The sequence below is a fragment of the Lysinibacillus sp. ZYM-1 genome (genome assembly GCF_001308875.1).
GTDB lineage: Bacteria > Bacillota > Bacilli > Bacillales_A > Planococcaceae > Lysinibacillus.
Genome location: NZ_KQ465115.1, coordinates 112,131 through 128,926, shown reverse-complemented (window position 1 = coordinate 128,926; position 16,796 = coordinate 112,131). Strand labels below are relative to the sequence as shown.

14 protein-coding genes are annotated in these 16,796 nt (G+C 38.6%); 12 read left to right on the top strand and 2 right to left on the bottom strand.

Annotation, left to right across the window (positions count from 1 at the left end; genetic code table 11):
- Nucleotides 1-146: 146 nt before the first annotated feature.
- From AO843_RS10305 to AO843_RS10295, 3 genes are all read left to right on the top strand, one after another.
- Nucleotides 147-1,382, top strand: coding sequence for a Zn-dependent hydrolase (locus AO843_RS10305; protein ID WP_054611035.1), 1,236 nt, complete (start codon nucleotides 147-149; stop codon nucleotides 1,380-1,382).
- Between the two features lie 51 nt (nucleotides 1,383-1,433).
- A complete protein-coding gene (locus tag AO843_RS10300; RefSeq protein WP_054611034.1) occupies nucleotides 1,434-2,372 on the top strand; it encodes a hypothetical protein in 939 nt (312 codons plus the stop codon).
- Nucleotides 2,373-2,667: 295 nt separating this feature from the next.
- On the top strand, nucleotides 2,668-4,131 hold the full coding sequence (locus AO843_RS10295; RefSeq protein WP_054611033.1) for a DHA2 family efflux MFS transporter permease subunit: 1,464 nt from the start codon (nucleotides 2,668-2,670) through the stop codon (nucleotides 4,129-4,131).
- A 37-nt stretch (nucleotides 4,132-4,168) separates the two neighbouring features.
- Here AO843_RS10295 and AO843_RS10290 read toward each other — a convergent pair whose 3' ends face one another.
- A complete protein-coding gene (locus AO843_RS10290) occupies nucleotides 4,169-5,350 on the bottom strand; it encodes an MFS transporter (protein ID WP_054611032.1) in 1,182 nt (393 codons plus the stop codon).
- Nucleotides 5,351-5,477: 127 nt separating this feature from the next.
- On the opposite strand from AO843_RS10290, the gene AO843_RS10285 reads away from it, so the two are divergent.
- Nucleotides 5,478-6,365, top strand: a complete 888-nt coding sequence (locus AO843_RS10285; protein WP_054611031.1) for a LysR family transcriptional regulator — start codon at nucleotides 5,478-5,480, stop codon at nucleotides 6,363-6,365.
- A 188-nt stretch (nucleotides 6,366-6,553) separates the two neighbouring features.
- The gene (locus AO843_RS10280; protein WP_054611030.1) at nucleotides 6,554-7,801 is read left to right on the top strand and encodes an MFS transporter; all 1,248 of its coding nucleotides are present in this window, start codon (nucleotides 6,554-6,556) and stop codon (nucleotides 7,799-7,801) included.
- Nucleotides 7,802-7,848: 47 nt separating this feature from the next.
- On the opposite strand, the gene AO843_RS10275 is transcribed toward AO843_RS10280, so the two are convergent.
- The gene (locus AO843_RS10275; protein WP_054611029.1) at nucleotides 7,849-9,708 is read right to left on the bottom strand and encodes a multicopper oxidase family protein; all 1,860 of its coding nucleotides are present in this window, start codon (nucleotides 9,706-9,708) and stop codon (nucleotides 7,849-7,851) included.
- A gap of 252 nt (nucleotides 9,709-9,960) precedes the next feature.
- Here AO843_RS10275 and AO843_RS10270 point away from each other — a divergent pair, with 252 nt between their 5' ends.
- From AO843_RS10270 to AO843_RS10240, 7 genes are all read left to right on the top strand, one after another.
- The gene (locus AO843_RS10270; RefSeq protein ID WP_231630116.1) at nucleotides 9,961-11,421 is read left to right on the top strand and encodes a tetratricopeptide repeat-containing diguanylate cyclase; all 1,461 of its coding nucleotides are present in this window, start codon (nucleotides 9,961-9,963) and stop codon (nucleotides 11,419-11,421) included.
- A 501-nt stretch (nucleotides 11,422-11,922) separates the two neighbouring features.
- Nucleotides 11,923-12,405, top strand: coding sequence for a cell wall elongation regulator TseB-like domain-containing protein (locus AO843_RS10265; protein WP_054611028.1), 483 nt, complete (start codon nucleotides 11,923-11,925; stop codon nucleotides 12,403-12,405).
- Between the two features lie 16 nt (nucleotides 12,406-12,421).
- Complete coding sequence (locus tag AO843_RS10260; RefSeq protein WP_054611027.1) at nucleotides 12,422-13,615, top strand: pyridoxal phosphate-dependent aminotransferase; 1,194 nt, start codon at nucleotides 12,422-12,424, stop codon at nucleotides 13,613-13,615.
- 28 nt (nucleotides 13,616-13,643) lie between these two features.
- The gene (gene asnS, locus AO843_RS10255) at nucleotides 13,644-14,939 is read left to right on the top strand and encodes an asparagine--tRNA ligase (protein ID WP_054611026.1); all 1,296 of its coding nucleotides are present in this window, start codon (nucleotides 13,644-13,646) and stop codon (nucleotides 14,937-14,939) included.
- 77 nt (nucleotides 14,940-15,016) lie between these two features.
- Complete coding sequence (locus AO843_RS10250) at nucleotides 15,017-15,745, top strand: DnaD domain-containing protein (protein ID WP_054611025.1); 729 nt, start codon at nucleotides 15,017-15,019, stop codon at nucleotides 15,743-15,745.
- A gap of 12 nt (nucleotides 15,746-15,757) precedes the next feature.
- Nucleotides 15,758-16,420: an endonuclease III gene (gene nth, locus AO843_RS10245; protein WP_054611024.1), complete on the top strand. Its 663-nt coding sequence runs from the start codon at nucleotides 15,758-15,760 to the stop codon at nucleotides 16,418-16,420.
- Entirely contained in the window at nucleotides 16,417-16,731 is a 315-nt protein-coding gene (locus tag AO843_RS10240; RefSeq protein ID WP_054611023.1) for a YpoC family protein, read from the top strand. The genes nth and AO843_RS10240 overlap by 4 nt, the downstream gene beginning before the upstream one ends.
- Nucleotides 16,732-16,796 lie beyond the last annotated feature (65 nt).

Sequence of the window (16,796 nt, the reverse complement as noted above, 5' to 3'; positions counted from 1 at the left end):
AGAGTAGGGATCTCGTAATGGAGAATCCCTTTTCTAATTTTCACCCAAAAAGGTGTGAAATAATTGGTACAATGAAATAAGATGCTATTAAAGGGCAAATTTGGGCTGATTTTCATCTTCGTAATTCTTAAGAAGGAGCTGTTTACATGGTTTATAAGGAACGTTATCAACAATTACTAGATAAAATGAATCAATATAATTCAGGCGAGAAAGGAATTACGAGAGTTGCCTATACAAATGAAGAACAGGCTTGTTTACATGCCTTCATTCGTTTATGTAAGGATGAAAATCTTCAAATTCTTATTGACCATTGCGGAAATCTTATTGCGCGAAGAGAAGGTAGTGTACCAGGATTACAGCCTGTTGTCATGGGCTCTCATTTAGATACAGTGTATCAGGGTGGGAAGTATGATGGCGTTGTTGGCGTAACGGCTGCCCTTGAAGTAATCAAGCGATTAAACGACAAGTCGATCATGACAAAACATCCAATTGAAATTATTGCTTTTGCCTGTGAGGAGTCATCTCGATTTGGCGTTTCAACGGTCGGCAGTAAAGCAATGGCGGGACTAATTGATAAAGAAAAATATCGTCATCTCGTAGATCGTGATGGTATTTCAATGGAACAGGCCTTTGCACATTGTGGGCTAGATTTTAGTAGTGTGGATCAGGCAAATAGGGTAGAGGAAGGTTTCCATGCCTTTTTTGAGTTACATATCGAGCAAGGCCCAATGCTTATTAACTATGAGAAAAAAATAGGGATTGTCACAGGAGTGGCAGCACCAGTTCGCTTATTAATGACATTAAACGGGAAAGCTTCTCATTCAGGTACGACACCGATGAATATGAGGAAAGACGCTCTTTTAGGTGCATCAGAATTGGCATTGGAATTGGAAAAAGCAGCGATAGCTGAGCAAGAGTTTGGAACAGTGGCAACAGTAGGTATTTTAGACGTTGTCGCTGGATCCATGAACGTTGTACCAGGACAAGTGGAGCTGACTGTGGATATTCGTTCATCTTCAGTAGAATCAAGAGATCGTGTCCTTCAGCATCTCTATGCAGCGATTGCAAATGTTCAACAAAACCGACTGCTTACGATTGACTATAATGTCATTAGCTCTGAGGAGCCTGCCCTACTTTCGCCAAACTTAATGAAAGAGTTAGAGAATATTTGTCTAGAAAAAAATCTCTCCTATCAATATATGCAAAGTGGTGCAGGACACGATTCCATGAATATGACAAGACTCGGACCAGTTGGCCTTCTATTCATCCCATCGGTAGACGGCTTAAGTCACCATCCTGATGAACATACAGATCTTGAAGATATATTATTAGGCATTGATGTTTTAGAAGAAGTTGTTTTAAGGTCAGCCTTAAACAACTAGTATCATTCAGTTTTAATATTTTTTTAGTAATCATTTTTGGGGGTTTAAGTCATGAAAAGAGTTTTTTCTTTAACTGGAGCATTACTATTCATGTTTGTCTTGCAGGCATGTAATACACAAGCTACTACCCAAGCACAAACAGAAGAGAAAAATGCGGTGACAACCAATGATAGCACGAATTCGGTTAAAGGAAAAAATGCTGCAGATAATCCTACAGTATCGCATAATACGCAAGTTGAGGGTAACCAGCATACAACAGCATTTTCTGTAGTGTATCAGGACAATTATCGAACTGTGTATCAAATGAACAAACTCCAACTATCAGCATTATCTGGATATGTGATAGACAATGCATCCATCCAGAACATCATTCAGTCATTTCAGCAAGAAGACACATGGTTAGCGCAACAATTTTCTAATGATGATGCCATTTTAATTGCTAATGCAGCCATGAACGAAGCTAAAAGTATTCATCATACGCTCGAGAAAATATTACAAAATCAAGCGACTGATTTACAATTAGTCGTTTATCATAGTCAATATCGTCAAACGGCTCATTTTGGCACAAACAATAACAACAATCATACAGGTGATGAAACGGATCATGATGGAAGTGCCACAACAGCTTCATCCACCCAAACACAAGCTGATCAACATCAACAGACGAAAGCCATCACTATCGCCTATCAAGACAATTATCGAACTGTTTACCTTATGAACAAGCTTCAGCTATCAACAATCTCTGGCTATGCAGTAGACAACGCTTCGAAGCAAAATATCCTCCAACTATTACAGCAAGAGGATACATGGCTAGCCCAACAATTTTCCAATGAAGACGCAGTGTTAATTGCTAAATCAGCTAGTAACGAAGCTAATAGTATTCAACATACGCTAGAAAAAATCATTCAAAATCAAGCGATTGAATTACGATTAGTAGTTTTCCATAATCAATACCGAAGTACCGCTCATTTTGGTACACAAGACAATTAACAATAGGGCTTAATTCTTTATTGGTTTACGATTAATTCAACAATACTTATTGAGTTCTATAATCATTTGTCTAATCGCATTTGGACAGAAGGATGTACCTCGTAAAAAGTTACTTGAGCCAAGCGAACAATATAAAAGCCTTGAAATAATCCAGATTAAAATGAATTTAAGCAACAATTTAAACCTAAAAGTTCATGAAAGTAGAAGCGTTTATAAAGTATCAATTACTTTATAGGGGCTTCTATTTCTTTTGCACAAATAAACAAAGAATGAAAGAAGAACCAAAGGAGTAACAATGACTGAAAACATTCAAGGAAAACAATCAAATAGTCAAACAGTTAAAGTTGTACCGTTAATGGCATCATTACTGATATGTGGCTTCATGGGGATGTTTAGCGAAACGTCCTTAAATATGGCCTTAAGCGGTTTAATGAAAGAATTTAATATCTCACCCTCCACCGCGCAATGGGTAACAACTAGTTATCTACTTGTGTTAGGCATTTTAATTCCTGTTTCTGGCATATTGATTAGAAGGTTTAGCACCAAAAAAATATTTATAACAGGCATCACATTTTTTATAACTGGACTTGTGATTGCTGCTACCTCTTCTACTTTTACGATTTTATTAATAGGAAGAATTATTCAAGCAACAGGGACGGGATTGCTAACACCATTACTTTTTAATACAGTACTTGTTATTTTTCCTCCTCAAAAACGTGGTACAGCGATGGGAATTGTTAGTCTAGTGATGATGTTTGCTCCAGCGACAGGTCCTATTATTTCAGGTTTAGTTATCCAATATTTCAATTGGCAATTGATTTTTTGGATGCCTATTCCTTTATTAATTTTCTCACTTATATTAGGTGTCAGGCATTTAATGGACTTATCTAGCGAGATGAAGCCAAAGATTGATTTGTTATCAATAGTTTTATCATCGATTGGCTTTGGTGGTCTTGTATTTGGGTTTAGCCATGCAGGTGAAGCGAATGTCGGTTGGATGAGCTGGGAGGTCCTCGGTTCACTATTAATAGGCGTTCTGGCAATGAATTTTTTCGTGTTCCGTCAACTGTCTATCAAGGAACCTATTCTTAATGTAAGAGTCTTCAAGCAACCGATGTTTATTCTAGGAATAAGCTTAACGGTTCTAAGCAATATGATTATTTTTTCGAGTAATTTAATGTTACCCATGTATATGCAGGGAGGACTAGGGTTCAGTTCTGCTCAAGCAGGCCTTCTACTATTACCAGGTGGTATTCTCAATGGCATCATGGCCTTCATCAATGGACGTATTTTTGATAAGCATGGACCACGATGGCTCGTAATTCCTGGTTTTATGATGGGCGTCATTGCAGCTTTTGTGTTCACACATATATCTGGCACTACACATAGCTATACAATTATTATTTTTTATACATTGTTAATGATTGGCATGTCGATGGTTACAACACCTTCACAAACCAATGGCTTAAACCAATTGGATCGCAATTTATATCCTGATGGGTCTGCGATTATCAATACAACCATACAAACATCAGGGGCAATTGGTACAGCAATAGCAGTTAGCATTTTAAATGCAAACCAACATGCTTATTTAAATCAAATAAGGGAGCCTCTTACATCTGCATTACAAGTGAAGGCATTAGTTTTTGGTATTCAACATGCGTATCTATTTGCTACGATTGTAGCGATCATCGGGTTAATCTGTTCACTACTAATCAAACGTGTGTTGATAGATAAGGGAAAACCTATTATCAACTAAATAAAAGACGACTTTCCTTTCTAGAAAGTCGCCTTTTTCATCTGGATATGGTTATGTGCTGTTGTTTCTGATTTCCGATTTTTATTTGAATAAAGATCATCACAATAACGATAATGATCATGCCAATAATGGCTGCTGTAAAGTTCCCTGTGTAATCTCGTACTAGACCGACAAATAGGGGGCCTAGCGCAGCAAATACGAAGCCAACTGATTGGGTCATAGCGGCTAAGAAACTAGCTTCTTGGATATCTTTGGCTTCATCAATTGGTAATGTTAATCCTAACGAGAATAAGCCTCCTGCCCCAATGCCGATTAGCACACTGCTTAGCCAAGGATTAATGGAGAATAGTAGCATCAGTAAACCAATTAATTCTAAGGATGAACAAGCTACTAGCCAAACAGCTCGATGCTGAAAGCGATTATTTAAAATAGGTACTAAAAACGTTGCAGGCATTTGGGCAACTGTTAATAGTGTGAGCATCATGCCAGCATCATGTTTGTTATAGCCCATATTTTCAGCTATTGGTGGTAACCAAGCCATAATAGTATAAAACATGAAGGCCATTAAGCCAAAAAATCCAGTTAATAACCAAGCTTTTTGATTTGTTAAAATTTTCTTGACATTCACTGAAGTATCTATATCTGTGTTCCTAACAGGGAGGGGTTTTTGCACGATAGGTTTCCACCAAAAAAACAAAGCGATTATGGCAAGTAAAGACCAAGATGCCGTGGATATTTTCCATGAATGGAAAATATTACTCAATGGAATAGAAAGACCAGATCCTAAAGCAGCCCCTACAACTAGTGCTAGCGAGTAAATACCGACTATACGAGATGGATTTGCAAACTTTTCTTTTATAAAACCCGATAATAATGGTCCTACAATGGCAATACCTATACCCGCTAACAAGGCCGTAACGAGCATGACCCAGGCAGAGTAAGCAAAGTACCTTGCAGCGGTTGCAAGTCCAATAAGAATTAATGAGCATGCGATCGCTCGTTCAATACTCCAACGATTGGCGAGCTTGATTGCGATAGGTGCAAATAAGCCCATACATAAGACAGCTAGTGACGTTAACAAACTGGCACTAGATGCACTCATATGCAATGATTCTCGGATAGTTCCTAGCAAAGGTGAAACGGAAGTAATTACAGGTCTTAAATTAAAAGAGGCTAAAATAATGGCTATTATAGGTAGGATTGTGCGTTTTACATTCATTCTCTATCAACTCCGTATGTTTAAATAAATTAATCCCAAATTGAAGTCTATAACAACATAAATGATTGGACAATACTATTATTACTATTACAATAATAGATACAAACTATGATTGGTTGTGATCCATATGGAAATACGTCATCTACATTATTTTATGGCAGTCTGTGAGGAGCTACATTTTACAAAGGCTGCTGAGAAGCTAGGAATTTCTCAGCCAACATTAAGCCAGCAAATCCGTGTGCTTGAGGATGAACTAGGAATGCCGTTATTTGATCGAATTGGCAAAAAAATAGTGGTGACTGAGGCTGGCTCATTATTGTTTAACTATGCTACTGCTATGCTTAATACATTACAAAATGTCAAAGATGCGATTAAAGATTTACAAGAACTTCAAGGTGGCCAAATAAGTGTTGGTATTATGCCATCTGATTTAGATTATAGAATTACACAACTTGTCATTGATTTTCATCAAAAATTTCCTAAGGTAAAGCTTAAAATCCTTGCATCTATTGATATAATGCGGCAGGTTCTTGAAAACGAAGTGGATATTGGGATTGGGACAAATGTAGAACCACATGATCGATTGGTCATTATACCTTTACGAAAAGAAGAGTACGTTGTAACGGTTTCAAAGGAACATCCATGGGCGAATCGAACAGCTATCACCATAGCACAATTAAAAGACCTTCCCATGGTGATGTATCCAGAAGGCTTTTTAGGAAGAGAGATAGTGGAGGAGAAGGTCAAAAAACATGGTTTCCAACTCCATTCTATTCTTGAAACAAGCTCCGTCACTTCAATTATGAATCTCGTACGCGCTAATATCGGAGCAACGGTGCAACCATATCCATTAATTCAGCAAATGAATGATCCAGATCTTCGTGTTATTCGAATTACAGATGATATTCCTAGCCGTAGCTTGTCTATTATTTACCGTGTAGACCGCTATGTAAGCCAAGCGTCCACAGCTTTTATTGAACAAATAAAAGCACATTTTAAAGGCGATTATGAATAATTTGGAATAAATCGCAAAAATGCGTTCCTTTTTTTGGAGAATTCCCATATACTATTCTTAAACCGACAGTCGGTCTAAAAAGTGTAGTGCAAGTTTTAGCCCCAACAAACATCTAAACTTTGCACTACACTTCTTTTTTATACTCTAAATGACCGACAGTCGGTCTAATTCAAGGGAGGAGTTAGTACATGGAAACATTCGTAAAAGAAAAGGGATTTTCAAAAGACTTTAGAATTCTAGTATTTGGGCAGATTATTTCTATATTAGGTTCTGCCTTATTAAGATTTGCGCTGTCTCTTTTTGTATTAGATATGACGGGACGGGCAGATCTTTTCGCTGTGCTTTTTGCTATTTCAAGCATACCTGTTCTTCTTGCGCCCTTTGGTGGCGCCATTGCGGATCGATTTAATCGACGCCATCTAATGGTGTTATTTGATGTCATTAGTAGTGCCATTGTATTTGTTTTCTATATTACGTTGATGACAGATCATCATTCAGTGATAGGGATTGGTGTGGTTATGGTGCTACTATCCATCATTAGCGCTATGTACTCACCAGCCGTACTAGCTAGTATTCCGTTATTAGTAAGAGAACAGCACCTTGAGCAGGCAAATGGGATCGTTAATGGTGTGCAAGCACTGGCTGGTGTGGCTGCACCAGTACTTGGAGGAATCCTTTACAGCATGCTTGGTATCAAAAATCTTGTCCTGGTAAGTGGTGTTTTATTTTTCTTGACAGCAATCGTAGAAATGTATATGACCATTCCATTTGTAAAACGTGATTCCGATGGACAATTCGTTCTAACATTATGCAAGGATATGAAAGAAGGGTTTAAGTATGTCGTGAAGCAAACCTTTATTTTAAAATGTACGCTACTGGCTGCATTATTAAATTTATTATTTACACCGTTATTTATCGTAGGTGTGCCGATCATCCTTCGTGTCACAATGGACAGCAGTGATTCATTATATGGGGTAGGAATGGGCATCATTGATTTGGCAACCATCCTTGGCGCTTTAACGATGGGCTATTTTGCTAAAAAGCTCCAAGTCGACAAGCTATATGTTTGGGTTCTGCTATCTGCCATTTTGGTGCTTCCTATGGCTATTGCCGTGCTGCCACCAATGCTAAATGTAGGCTATTATGCTTCATACTTATTATTTATCAGTTGTGCTCTTGTGATTGCAATGATGATGACAATCATCTCTATTTACGTGATGACACTTGTCCAAAAGGAAACACCTAATGAAAATTTAGGGAAGGTCATGGCTATAATTATGGCTGTTTCACAATGTATGGCACCAATTGGGCAAATGGTATATGGCTTGTTATTTGAGGTCTTTCAGGTCAACATCTTTATTCCGATTCTAATTATCTGTGTTGTGATGCTGCTTTTAGCGGTACTCACGAATAGATTTTGGCGTGTGCAGGCTTGATCACAAAAAAACTACCACTAGAACGGTAGTTTTTTTGTAATTTTTTATTAAAATCTTCTAGTTCTGCGTTGTCTTGGCATATTAATATCGGCATGCGTTGACTTAGTAGGGAAGAGCAGTGTTGGCATGTGTTGGCCATTATTTCCTACATGAACAGAAACTGATTCTTCTGTTATTGATGCCACTGCTTCCTCTTCCTCTGTCAAAAGAAGTTGAGACGGATTTAATAGTGGTGCGGGTGATTCATTATGATGTGTCGTACTAGTAGTGTTTGTCGTAGGAGTCGCATTTGTAGTTGTTGCAGTTACTTGATGTTGGGTTGGTTGTTCTATTTCGGCATGTGGCTGTTGAACAGCATGGACGTCTTTCATGACAAGAATAGGCCGCATCATATCATGGTCCTCATGCTCAAGGAAGTGACAATGCCACATGTAATTTCCAGCATAGTCCTTCCAATGCATAATAATTTTCGTAACTTTGCCAGCATCCACTTTCACCGTATCTTTCCAGCCACGCTCATAGTCACGTGGTTCCTCAGGTGGTCCTGTAAATGCTAATATGCCTTCATTTTGATAGAGTTCCAAATCAAATGGCCTACGTTCAAGAATTTTAAATTGAATGAGATGCAGATGAATAGGATGAATAAAAGGGGTCGTATTAATAAAACTCCAAACTTCAATACTATCTAAAGCAGGTTTTTCCGTCGTTGGATCATGATACATACGGTTGTTCAATAATAACATAGGTCTTCCAAATTCATCCGTTGTCGCTGTCAGTGGTAATTGTCTTTCAATATGTGCATGATGGGCGTGTAAATCCATCGTAACAGCCAGTCTTTCTGGAATCTCACTTGTATCTTCACATTTTAAGGGAAGTGATACTCTGAATTGCATAATGACATTTGTATGCTCATCGCTAAAATCTGTATCCGTGTTGAGTAAGGTGATTTCCTGCCCCTCACAGGCTGAAAAATCGATGATGACATCTGTGCGTTCAGCAGGTAGTAACTCTACAGATTGAATCGCTTGTGGGGCTGATAAAAAACCACCATCCGTGCCTATTTGCATCATGGACTGCTCATTTGATAGGCTGATGACATAACCTCTTCGATTGGAGCCATTGAGGAAACGAAATCTATATTTGCGTGGCTCGACATCTAAATAGGGCCATAGCTTTCCATTTACAACAATCGTATTTCCTACGAAGCCAGGAGTAATCGAAGGATGGACGGAAACTGGAAAGGGTGGTTCATCAGGATAAAATAGTGAGCCATCCTCATTAAACGATTTATCTTGAATTAAAATGGGATATTCGTAGTCTCCACATGGTAAATTAGAACGTTCCTCCAGGGCATCTCTCAGTAAATAAAAGCCTGCTAAGCCTGCATAGACATTTAGACGTGTTAAAGCCATGGCATGGTCATGGTACCACAGGGTAGTACCAGGTTGATGGTTGGTATATTCATGGATTTCCTTATGAAATTTTGGCCCTGTATGTCGATAATCTCTTGTGTACCATGCTTCAGGATGGCCATCGCTCTCCCAATCCACATTGGCCCCGTGTAAGTGAGTGACGGTTCTTACCTCTTGGGAATCGTTGGCAGCATGAAGTGTAAAATCTACTGGTAAGAAGTGCTGTAAAGGTAATTGATTTTTGTATTTCACGTAAATGGTCTTATCTTTCGTGGCTTCTATTGTAGGTCCTGGATAAAGCCCGTTGTATCCCCATATTAATGTAGTTGGAAAATGCTTGTGAAAACGATGCTCGCCCTCCATCATGACCAATTCGTAATAATCATGTTTTTGTTGTCCTCTACAGTATTTTGGTTTCGCTGTTACTGGCTTCTGTAGTGCATCTACAAATTTTGTAATTGTAGCTGGATCAGAAGGGTTAATTGGCAAACTCAAAACATCACATCCCTTTTCAATTACTTAAAATGCCTAGTTAGCACATCATATGGGTAAAAACAACAGTTGACTGGGACAAAAATGGAGAAAAATGTGTAAAGGCATAAAAATTTTATTGAAGGGTAAGCCGATATAACATCATATAACTGTCTTACAAGATATTTTTGAAATAGAGGGAATAGTTGGTAAATTTCTAAAAAGGCGGACGAAGTGAATAAATATGCCTTATAATTGTTAAAGCACGAAGAGAAAATGGATGATATTGGGGCATGGAGAAGTGGTGAGACGTTGGAATTAACATTAGAGGAATTAAATAAAACAATTATGGAAATGCGCACAAAGGGGTATTTAACAGAAGCGCTGAAACTGGCTGATCAAGGTCTTTTACTAGCATTAGAGAGTAATAACTATGCATATGTCTTGGATTTGTACTATCAGAAAATTTTAGTACATCATTCTTTGGGGGATACTATAAGCATTGTCAGCCTTATTTATGATTATGAGGCTATTTGTGAAAAATATGGTACTAGCAAAGATTTGATGCATTACTATTTGGTCATGTCATTAATCTATGATTTGGTGGGAGTCCGTGAAAAAACAGTAGAGATGACGAAAAAGTCAATTGTTTATGCTCAAGAACTACAGGATGTAATGATGCTTGTTCGTTGTCATAATAATTTATGTTATCTAGAGGTGGAGAAGGGCTGTACGAAGGAAGCGCTTCGAGCAGGGTTGTTAGCAAGAGAATTCAATAAGACGTTATATGAAACACAACCAGATTTAGCCATATTACAAGATATTCGCATAAATAATAATTTAGCAGATGTGTATGTTTTAGAAGGGGATTTTGTGACGGGTAAGGCATTGCTTGATGGTTCATTAACGTCTGACATCATTCCACACCATAAACGCGAAAAAGTGGCAGCATTGTTTGGTTATGGCTTTTTATATGAAAAACAGCACAAGCTTGAGGAAGCAGTGCCGTATTACCAACAAGCCATAGAGCTTGCCAAATCCTATGGTGATAAGCCCATTACAAAAAAAGTGATGCGCTTATTGTTAAATGTCCTGTACCAATTGGATTGGCGAGATGAAATTTTTGATGTCCAACGAGAATATATTGATCTTTCAGAACAAATGAGTGTTGATAATTTACTACAGCAAGTGATGAATTTAGATTTTAAGCGTCAAAAGGAGAAACTAGAGAGAAAAGCACATTATGATCCATTAACAGGTGTCTTGAATCGACATTTCCTGGATCATGAGCTACATGAGTGGTTAAATGCAGCCAAAATGACGCAATCCTATGTGTGTATCACAGTTCTTGATATTGATCATTTTAAACTATTTAACGATGTGCATGGTCATTTATTTGGCGATATGGTTTTACAGCTATTAGCTGATGGTTTAAAGGACTTTTTACGTGGGGAAGATGTGAAAATTATCCGTTATGGCGGGGATGAATTTATTGTATGTATTCGCCATCAACAAATGGAATATATCAAGGCACTTGTCAAACACACACACGCTCATTTGCTAACGTTAACATTGGAAAAAAATCAGCAAATCTATCCATTAAAGGTCAGTATGGGAGCTTGTATTAACGATCGGATAAATTACCATTATAAAGATTTATTTGAGCAGGCTGATAGCTGTTTGTATCAAGCGAAAGATAATGGCCGTGCCAGCTATGTTATATATGAACTATCATAACTTGAGAGATTCCTATTTACAGTGTTGAATAGGAATCTTTATTTTGATTAAACAAATGTTTTTTTACCGAAAACGATGATACATCAGATCAGAAGATTACTTCTTTTATAGGGAGAAGATGAATGCTTGTTTCGATTTTTATAGTGGCTGTTCAAACGTTCATTGAATCAATATATAGCTTAAGACTATAGATGTCATAGATCTTGAAGAAGGACTTTTTGAATTAGCTAGGAGAAATCTGGATACAATTACGCAGAGGTGGAATAGATATAGAATGAAATTTACTGTTCCAATCATTTGAAAACGTTATTCTAGCAACGTACAATATATGAAATTAAGAAACACGACAGCACAAAATTGTTGTATAATGTTGTGGTATGAGGAAAGAAAGCAGGTTGACAAAATGGAAAGCAAAATGAATGGTTACACAGTGATAGACATGCACAAGCCTCAGCTATGTGTCATGCCAAAACAGCTCGATGTGAAACATAAGGTGAGTAGATGAAAAACTGGTTGATTTTCATTTCTGTCTTTATTGTTTCGTTGTCACTTGTCATTAGCATTTTAGTACTCTGGAAAGCCGAGGCTCCGTTTCGTTCAATTGAAGAGAAGGCTGAACAGTTGGCACTCGATGCCAAAGCCCTCGCAATTGTCTCGGAGTCCTACACATATAATGGCAAACATTCGTATGTTACTGTGTTCGGGGTAGACGAATACGGTGATAAAAAAGCTGTCTTTGTTCCGACGAATCTAGACAAGGATTCCATTCAGGAAGTGTTATTAGAAGATGGTATTACGGAAAAGCAAGCATTATCGGTTTTTAAAAATGAAGGAAATGTACAAAAGGTCCTTCACATGAAATTGGGCTATGAGGAGCCTGGCGCAGTTTGGGAGATTACGTATCTAAACGACCACGACCAACTCAACTATGTCTATATCATGTTTAAGGATGGCGACTGGTGGAAGCGCATTACGAATTTATAAGAGGAGTAGATCCCGGATGAAAAACTTATTAGCAACACGTGTAAAAACTTTAACACCATCTTCAACATTAGCTATTACTGCGAAAGCGAAAGCATTAAAAGAGCAAGGTATTGATGTCATTGGCCTTGGAGCTGGTGAACCAGACTTTAATACACCTCAGAACATTTTAAATGCTGCCATTGATTCAATGGAAAAAGGTTATACAAAATACACACCTGCTGGCGGACTTCCAGTTCTAAAAAAAGCCATAATTGATAAACTACAACGTGATAATAACCTTGCCTATCAGCCTAATGAAGTGATTGTTGGTGTAGGAGCAAAGCATATTTTATATACGTTATTCCAAGTGATTTTAAACGAGGGCGATGAGGTTATTATTCCAATCCCTTATTGGGTGTCTTATCCTGAGCAAGTAAAATTAGCGGGCGGAGTACCTGTATATGTTGAAGGTACACGTGAACAAAACTATAAAATTACTGCAGATCAATTAAGAGCTGCTGTGACTGATAAAACAAAAGCAGTGATTATTAACTCACCTAGCAACCCATCTGGTATGATATATTCTCGTGAAGAGCTAGCAGAACTTGCTGCTGTTGCTGAAGAAAAAGATATTTTAATCGTGTCAGATGAAATTTATGAGAAGCTTGTATACAATGGTATTGAGCATTTTTCAATTGCACAACTTTCTGATGCAGTGAAAGCACGTACAATCGTTGTAAATGGTGTGGCAAAATCTCACTCTATGACAGGCTGGCGTATCGGGTATGCTGCAGGTGATGTGGACATAGTTACAGCAATGACTGACCTTGCATCACACTCAACATCTAATGCGACAACAACTGCACAATATGCAACTGTAGAGGCGTATAATGGATCGCAGGACGCAGTAGAAGAAATGCGCCAAGCATTTGAATCACGTCTTGAGAAGATTTACCCACAGGTAAGTGCAATTCCTGGCTTCCATGTATTAAAACCACAGGGTGCTTTTTACTTATTACCAGATGTGGCAGAAGCTATGGCTCACACTGGCTATGATTCAGTAGACGCATTTGCTGCGGATATTTTAACAGAAGCAAACGTAGCTGTAATTCCAGGCTCTGGCTTTGGTACACCAACTACTATGCGATTATCTTATGCTACATCTTTAGACTTACTAGAAGAGGCAGTCCGTCGTATTGATACATTTGTAAAATCAAAATGGCAAGACTAATCCCTCTAGACGACTTTGGAGGATTTCTATGAAAAAAATTATGATTAAAGATATGCCACAGCATATCGGAGAAACAGTCAAAATTGGCGCTTGGTTGGCCAACAAACGTTCAAGCGGTAAAATCGCCTTCTTACAGCTTCGTGATGGCTCTGGCTTTGTTCAGGGTGTTGTCGTGAAAGAAGAAGTGGGTGAAGAAATTTTTGCAACAGCTAAAGGTCTGACGCAAGAAACTTCTATGTATATTACAGGAGAAGTGAAAGTTGACGAACGTTCAAGCTTTGGCTGTGAGCTAGCTGTAACAGGAATTGAGGTTCTACATACAGCAACAGATTTCCCTATTACACCAAAGGAACACGGTCCTGAATTTTTAATGGATAACCGTCATTTATGGTTACGTTCTCGTAAACAACATGCCATTATGAAAATCCGTAACGAAATCATTCGTGCCACTTACGAATTTTTCAACAACAATGGTTTTACAAAGATGGATCCACCAATTTTAACAGGATCTGCACCGGAAGGTACTTCTGAGCTATTCCATACGAAATACTTTGAGGAGGATGCTTATCTTTCTCAATCTGGGCAGCTTTATATGGAAGCGGCTGCTATGGCATTAGGAAAAGTATTTTCATTTGGTCCAACTTTCCGTGCCGAAAAATCGAAAACGCGTCGTCACTTAATCGAGTTTTGGATGATCGAGCCTGAGATGGCCTTTGTAGAATTTGATGAAAATCTAGAGGTCCAAGAGCAGTATGTAGCGCATATTATACAATCTGTTCTGGCTAACTGCAAATTAGAATTAGAGCGACTTGGCCGTGATACATCAAAACTTGAAAATATCAAAGCGCCATTCCCTCGTATTTCATATGATGATGCAATCAAGCTTTTACATGAACAAGGTTTCGACGATATTGAATGGGGTGACGATTTTGGGGCACCTCATGAAACGGCCATTGCGAATTCATTCGACAAGCCAGTATTTATTACTTGCTACCCAGTAGGCATTAAGCCATTCTATATGCAACCACATCCAGAGCGCGATGATGTCGTATTGTGTGCCGATTTAATCGCACCTGAAGGCTATGGTGAAATTATTGGTGGTTCTGAGCGTATCCATGACTATGATTTATTAAAATCTCGTCTTGAAGAACATCACCTATCTTTAGATGCATATGCATGGTATTTAGAACTTCGTAAACATGGCTCTGTACCACATTCAGGCTTCGGACTTGGATTAGAGCGAACTGTGGCATGGATTTCTGGCACAGAACATATTCGTGAAACGATTCCATTCCCACGTTTACTGAACCGCTTATATCCATAAGCAAATCAATTTAAAAGTCGCGTAGTGAAATATCTACGCGGCTTTTCTACTTACTTAAAGAAGGAGTCTAGAGAAATATGAACGCAAATAATCATCGACTCCGTACATGGACTGAGCAGAGAATGATCCCTATACCTCAGCTTTTTTTTCAGTTTTATAAGGAGTTAAATATAGAGGATGAAGAGGCGCTAATTGTCATGCACTTATTAGCCTTTCATATGGAAGGGAATGACTTCCCCACACCGAATGACCTTAAGAATCGTCTCGCAATGCCTGATAATGATATAACATCACGTTTACAGCGATTAATGCAAAAGGGCTTTTTGGAAATTACTCGTGATGTAGATGCAGGTGGCAAGCTCTATGAAAAATATTCGGTTTACCCACTTTGGGAGCGAATTGTGCAGATGATCGACATGAAAGAGCAACAAAAATCTGCGGTGACACTTCGACAAGAAGAAGGAGAGATATTCCGACTATTTGAAGAGGAAATGGGACGTCTTTTATCTCCTTTAGAGCTTGAAAAAATAGGATGTTGGCTTGATGAGGACAACCATAGTCCAGCCCTCATTAAGGAGGCACTGAAAGAAGCTGTTTTTGCTGGGAAACTGAGTATTCGCTATATAGATCGCATTTTGTTAGAGTGGAAGAAGAAAAAAATTACGACACCTCAAGCCGCGCAAAAACAAAGTGAGCAGTTTCGAGAGAAGCAAACGTTTAATAGGGCTCCAGCACGTACGGTTCAGCAAGATACTCAACCAACCAATAAAGTACCGTTTTACAATTGGTTAGAAGAAAGAGAATAGGGGGCATCCGGTTTGTTAACAAAAAAACAGTGGGAACATTGCCTTGAAGAGATGGATCGAATGTTTCCTGATGCGCATTGTGAGCTCGTCCATGACAATGCTTTTGAGCTAACAATTGCGACATTATTATCTGCACAATGTACGGATGTACTTGTCAATAAGGTAACGAAAACATTATTTCAGAAATATAAAACGCCAGAAGATTATTTAGCTGTTTCGTTGGATGAATTACAGCAGGATATTCGCTCTATTGGCTTATATCGCAATAAAGCAAAGAACATTCAGGCTTTATGTCAACGTTTGTTAGATGAATATAATGGCGAAATACCATCTACGCGTGAAGCACTGGTGACATTGCCAGGTGTGGGGCGGAAAACAGCCAACGTGGTGCTATCAGTTGCCTTTGATATCCCAGCACTCGCAGTCGATACCCATGTGGAGCGTGTATCAAAACGTCTAGGGCTATGTCGATGGAAAGATTCCGTGCTTGAAGTGGAAGAGACGATCATGAAAAAAACGCCCATGGATAAGTGGTCGAAAACACATCATCAGTTAATTTTCTTTGGCCGTTACCATTGTAAGGCCCAAAATCCTGGCTGCCATGCCTGCCCTTTACTAAGTGATTGCCGTGAGGGGCAAAAACGGTTGAAGAAAGGCTTGGTGAAGGAAGCATGAATAGTGAGGCCATCGTAAAAGATCAAGTAGATGCATGGTTTGCCAAGTGGACAACCCTTCAAGCGAACATCCACGAAGCCCATGATGCTAGAAATGGTACAGCAAAAGGTTTAATGGAAGAAGCAATAAAGTTGTTTGAACAGCTAGTACAAGCGGCAGGTGATGAAGTGCTACCGATTAATGGCGTTGAACGACTTGCTTTTATCAAAGCGAAGCCAGGGCAATATGCTTGTTATCGCCAGCTTGATGAATTATTTAAGGAAACGAAAAAGCGTACAGCACGTTTACGAATTCAAGCTAGTAAAAATTAGAGTAGATGGATGGAGTGATCATGCCGGCGGATATGCATCTTGAAGTGACGGATAGCACATGTAAA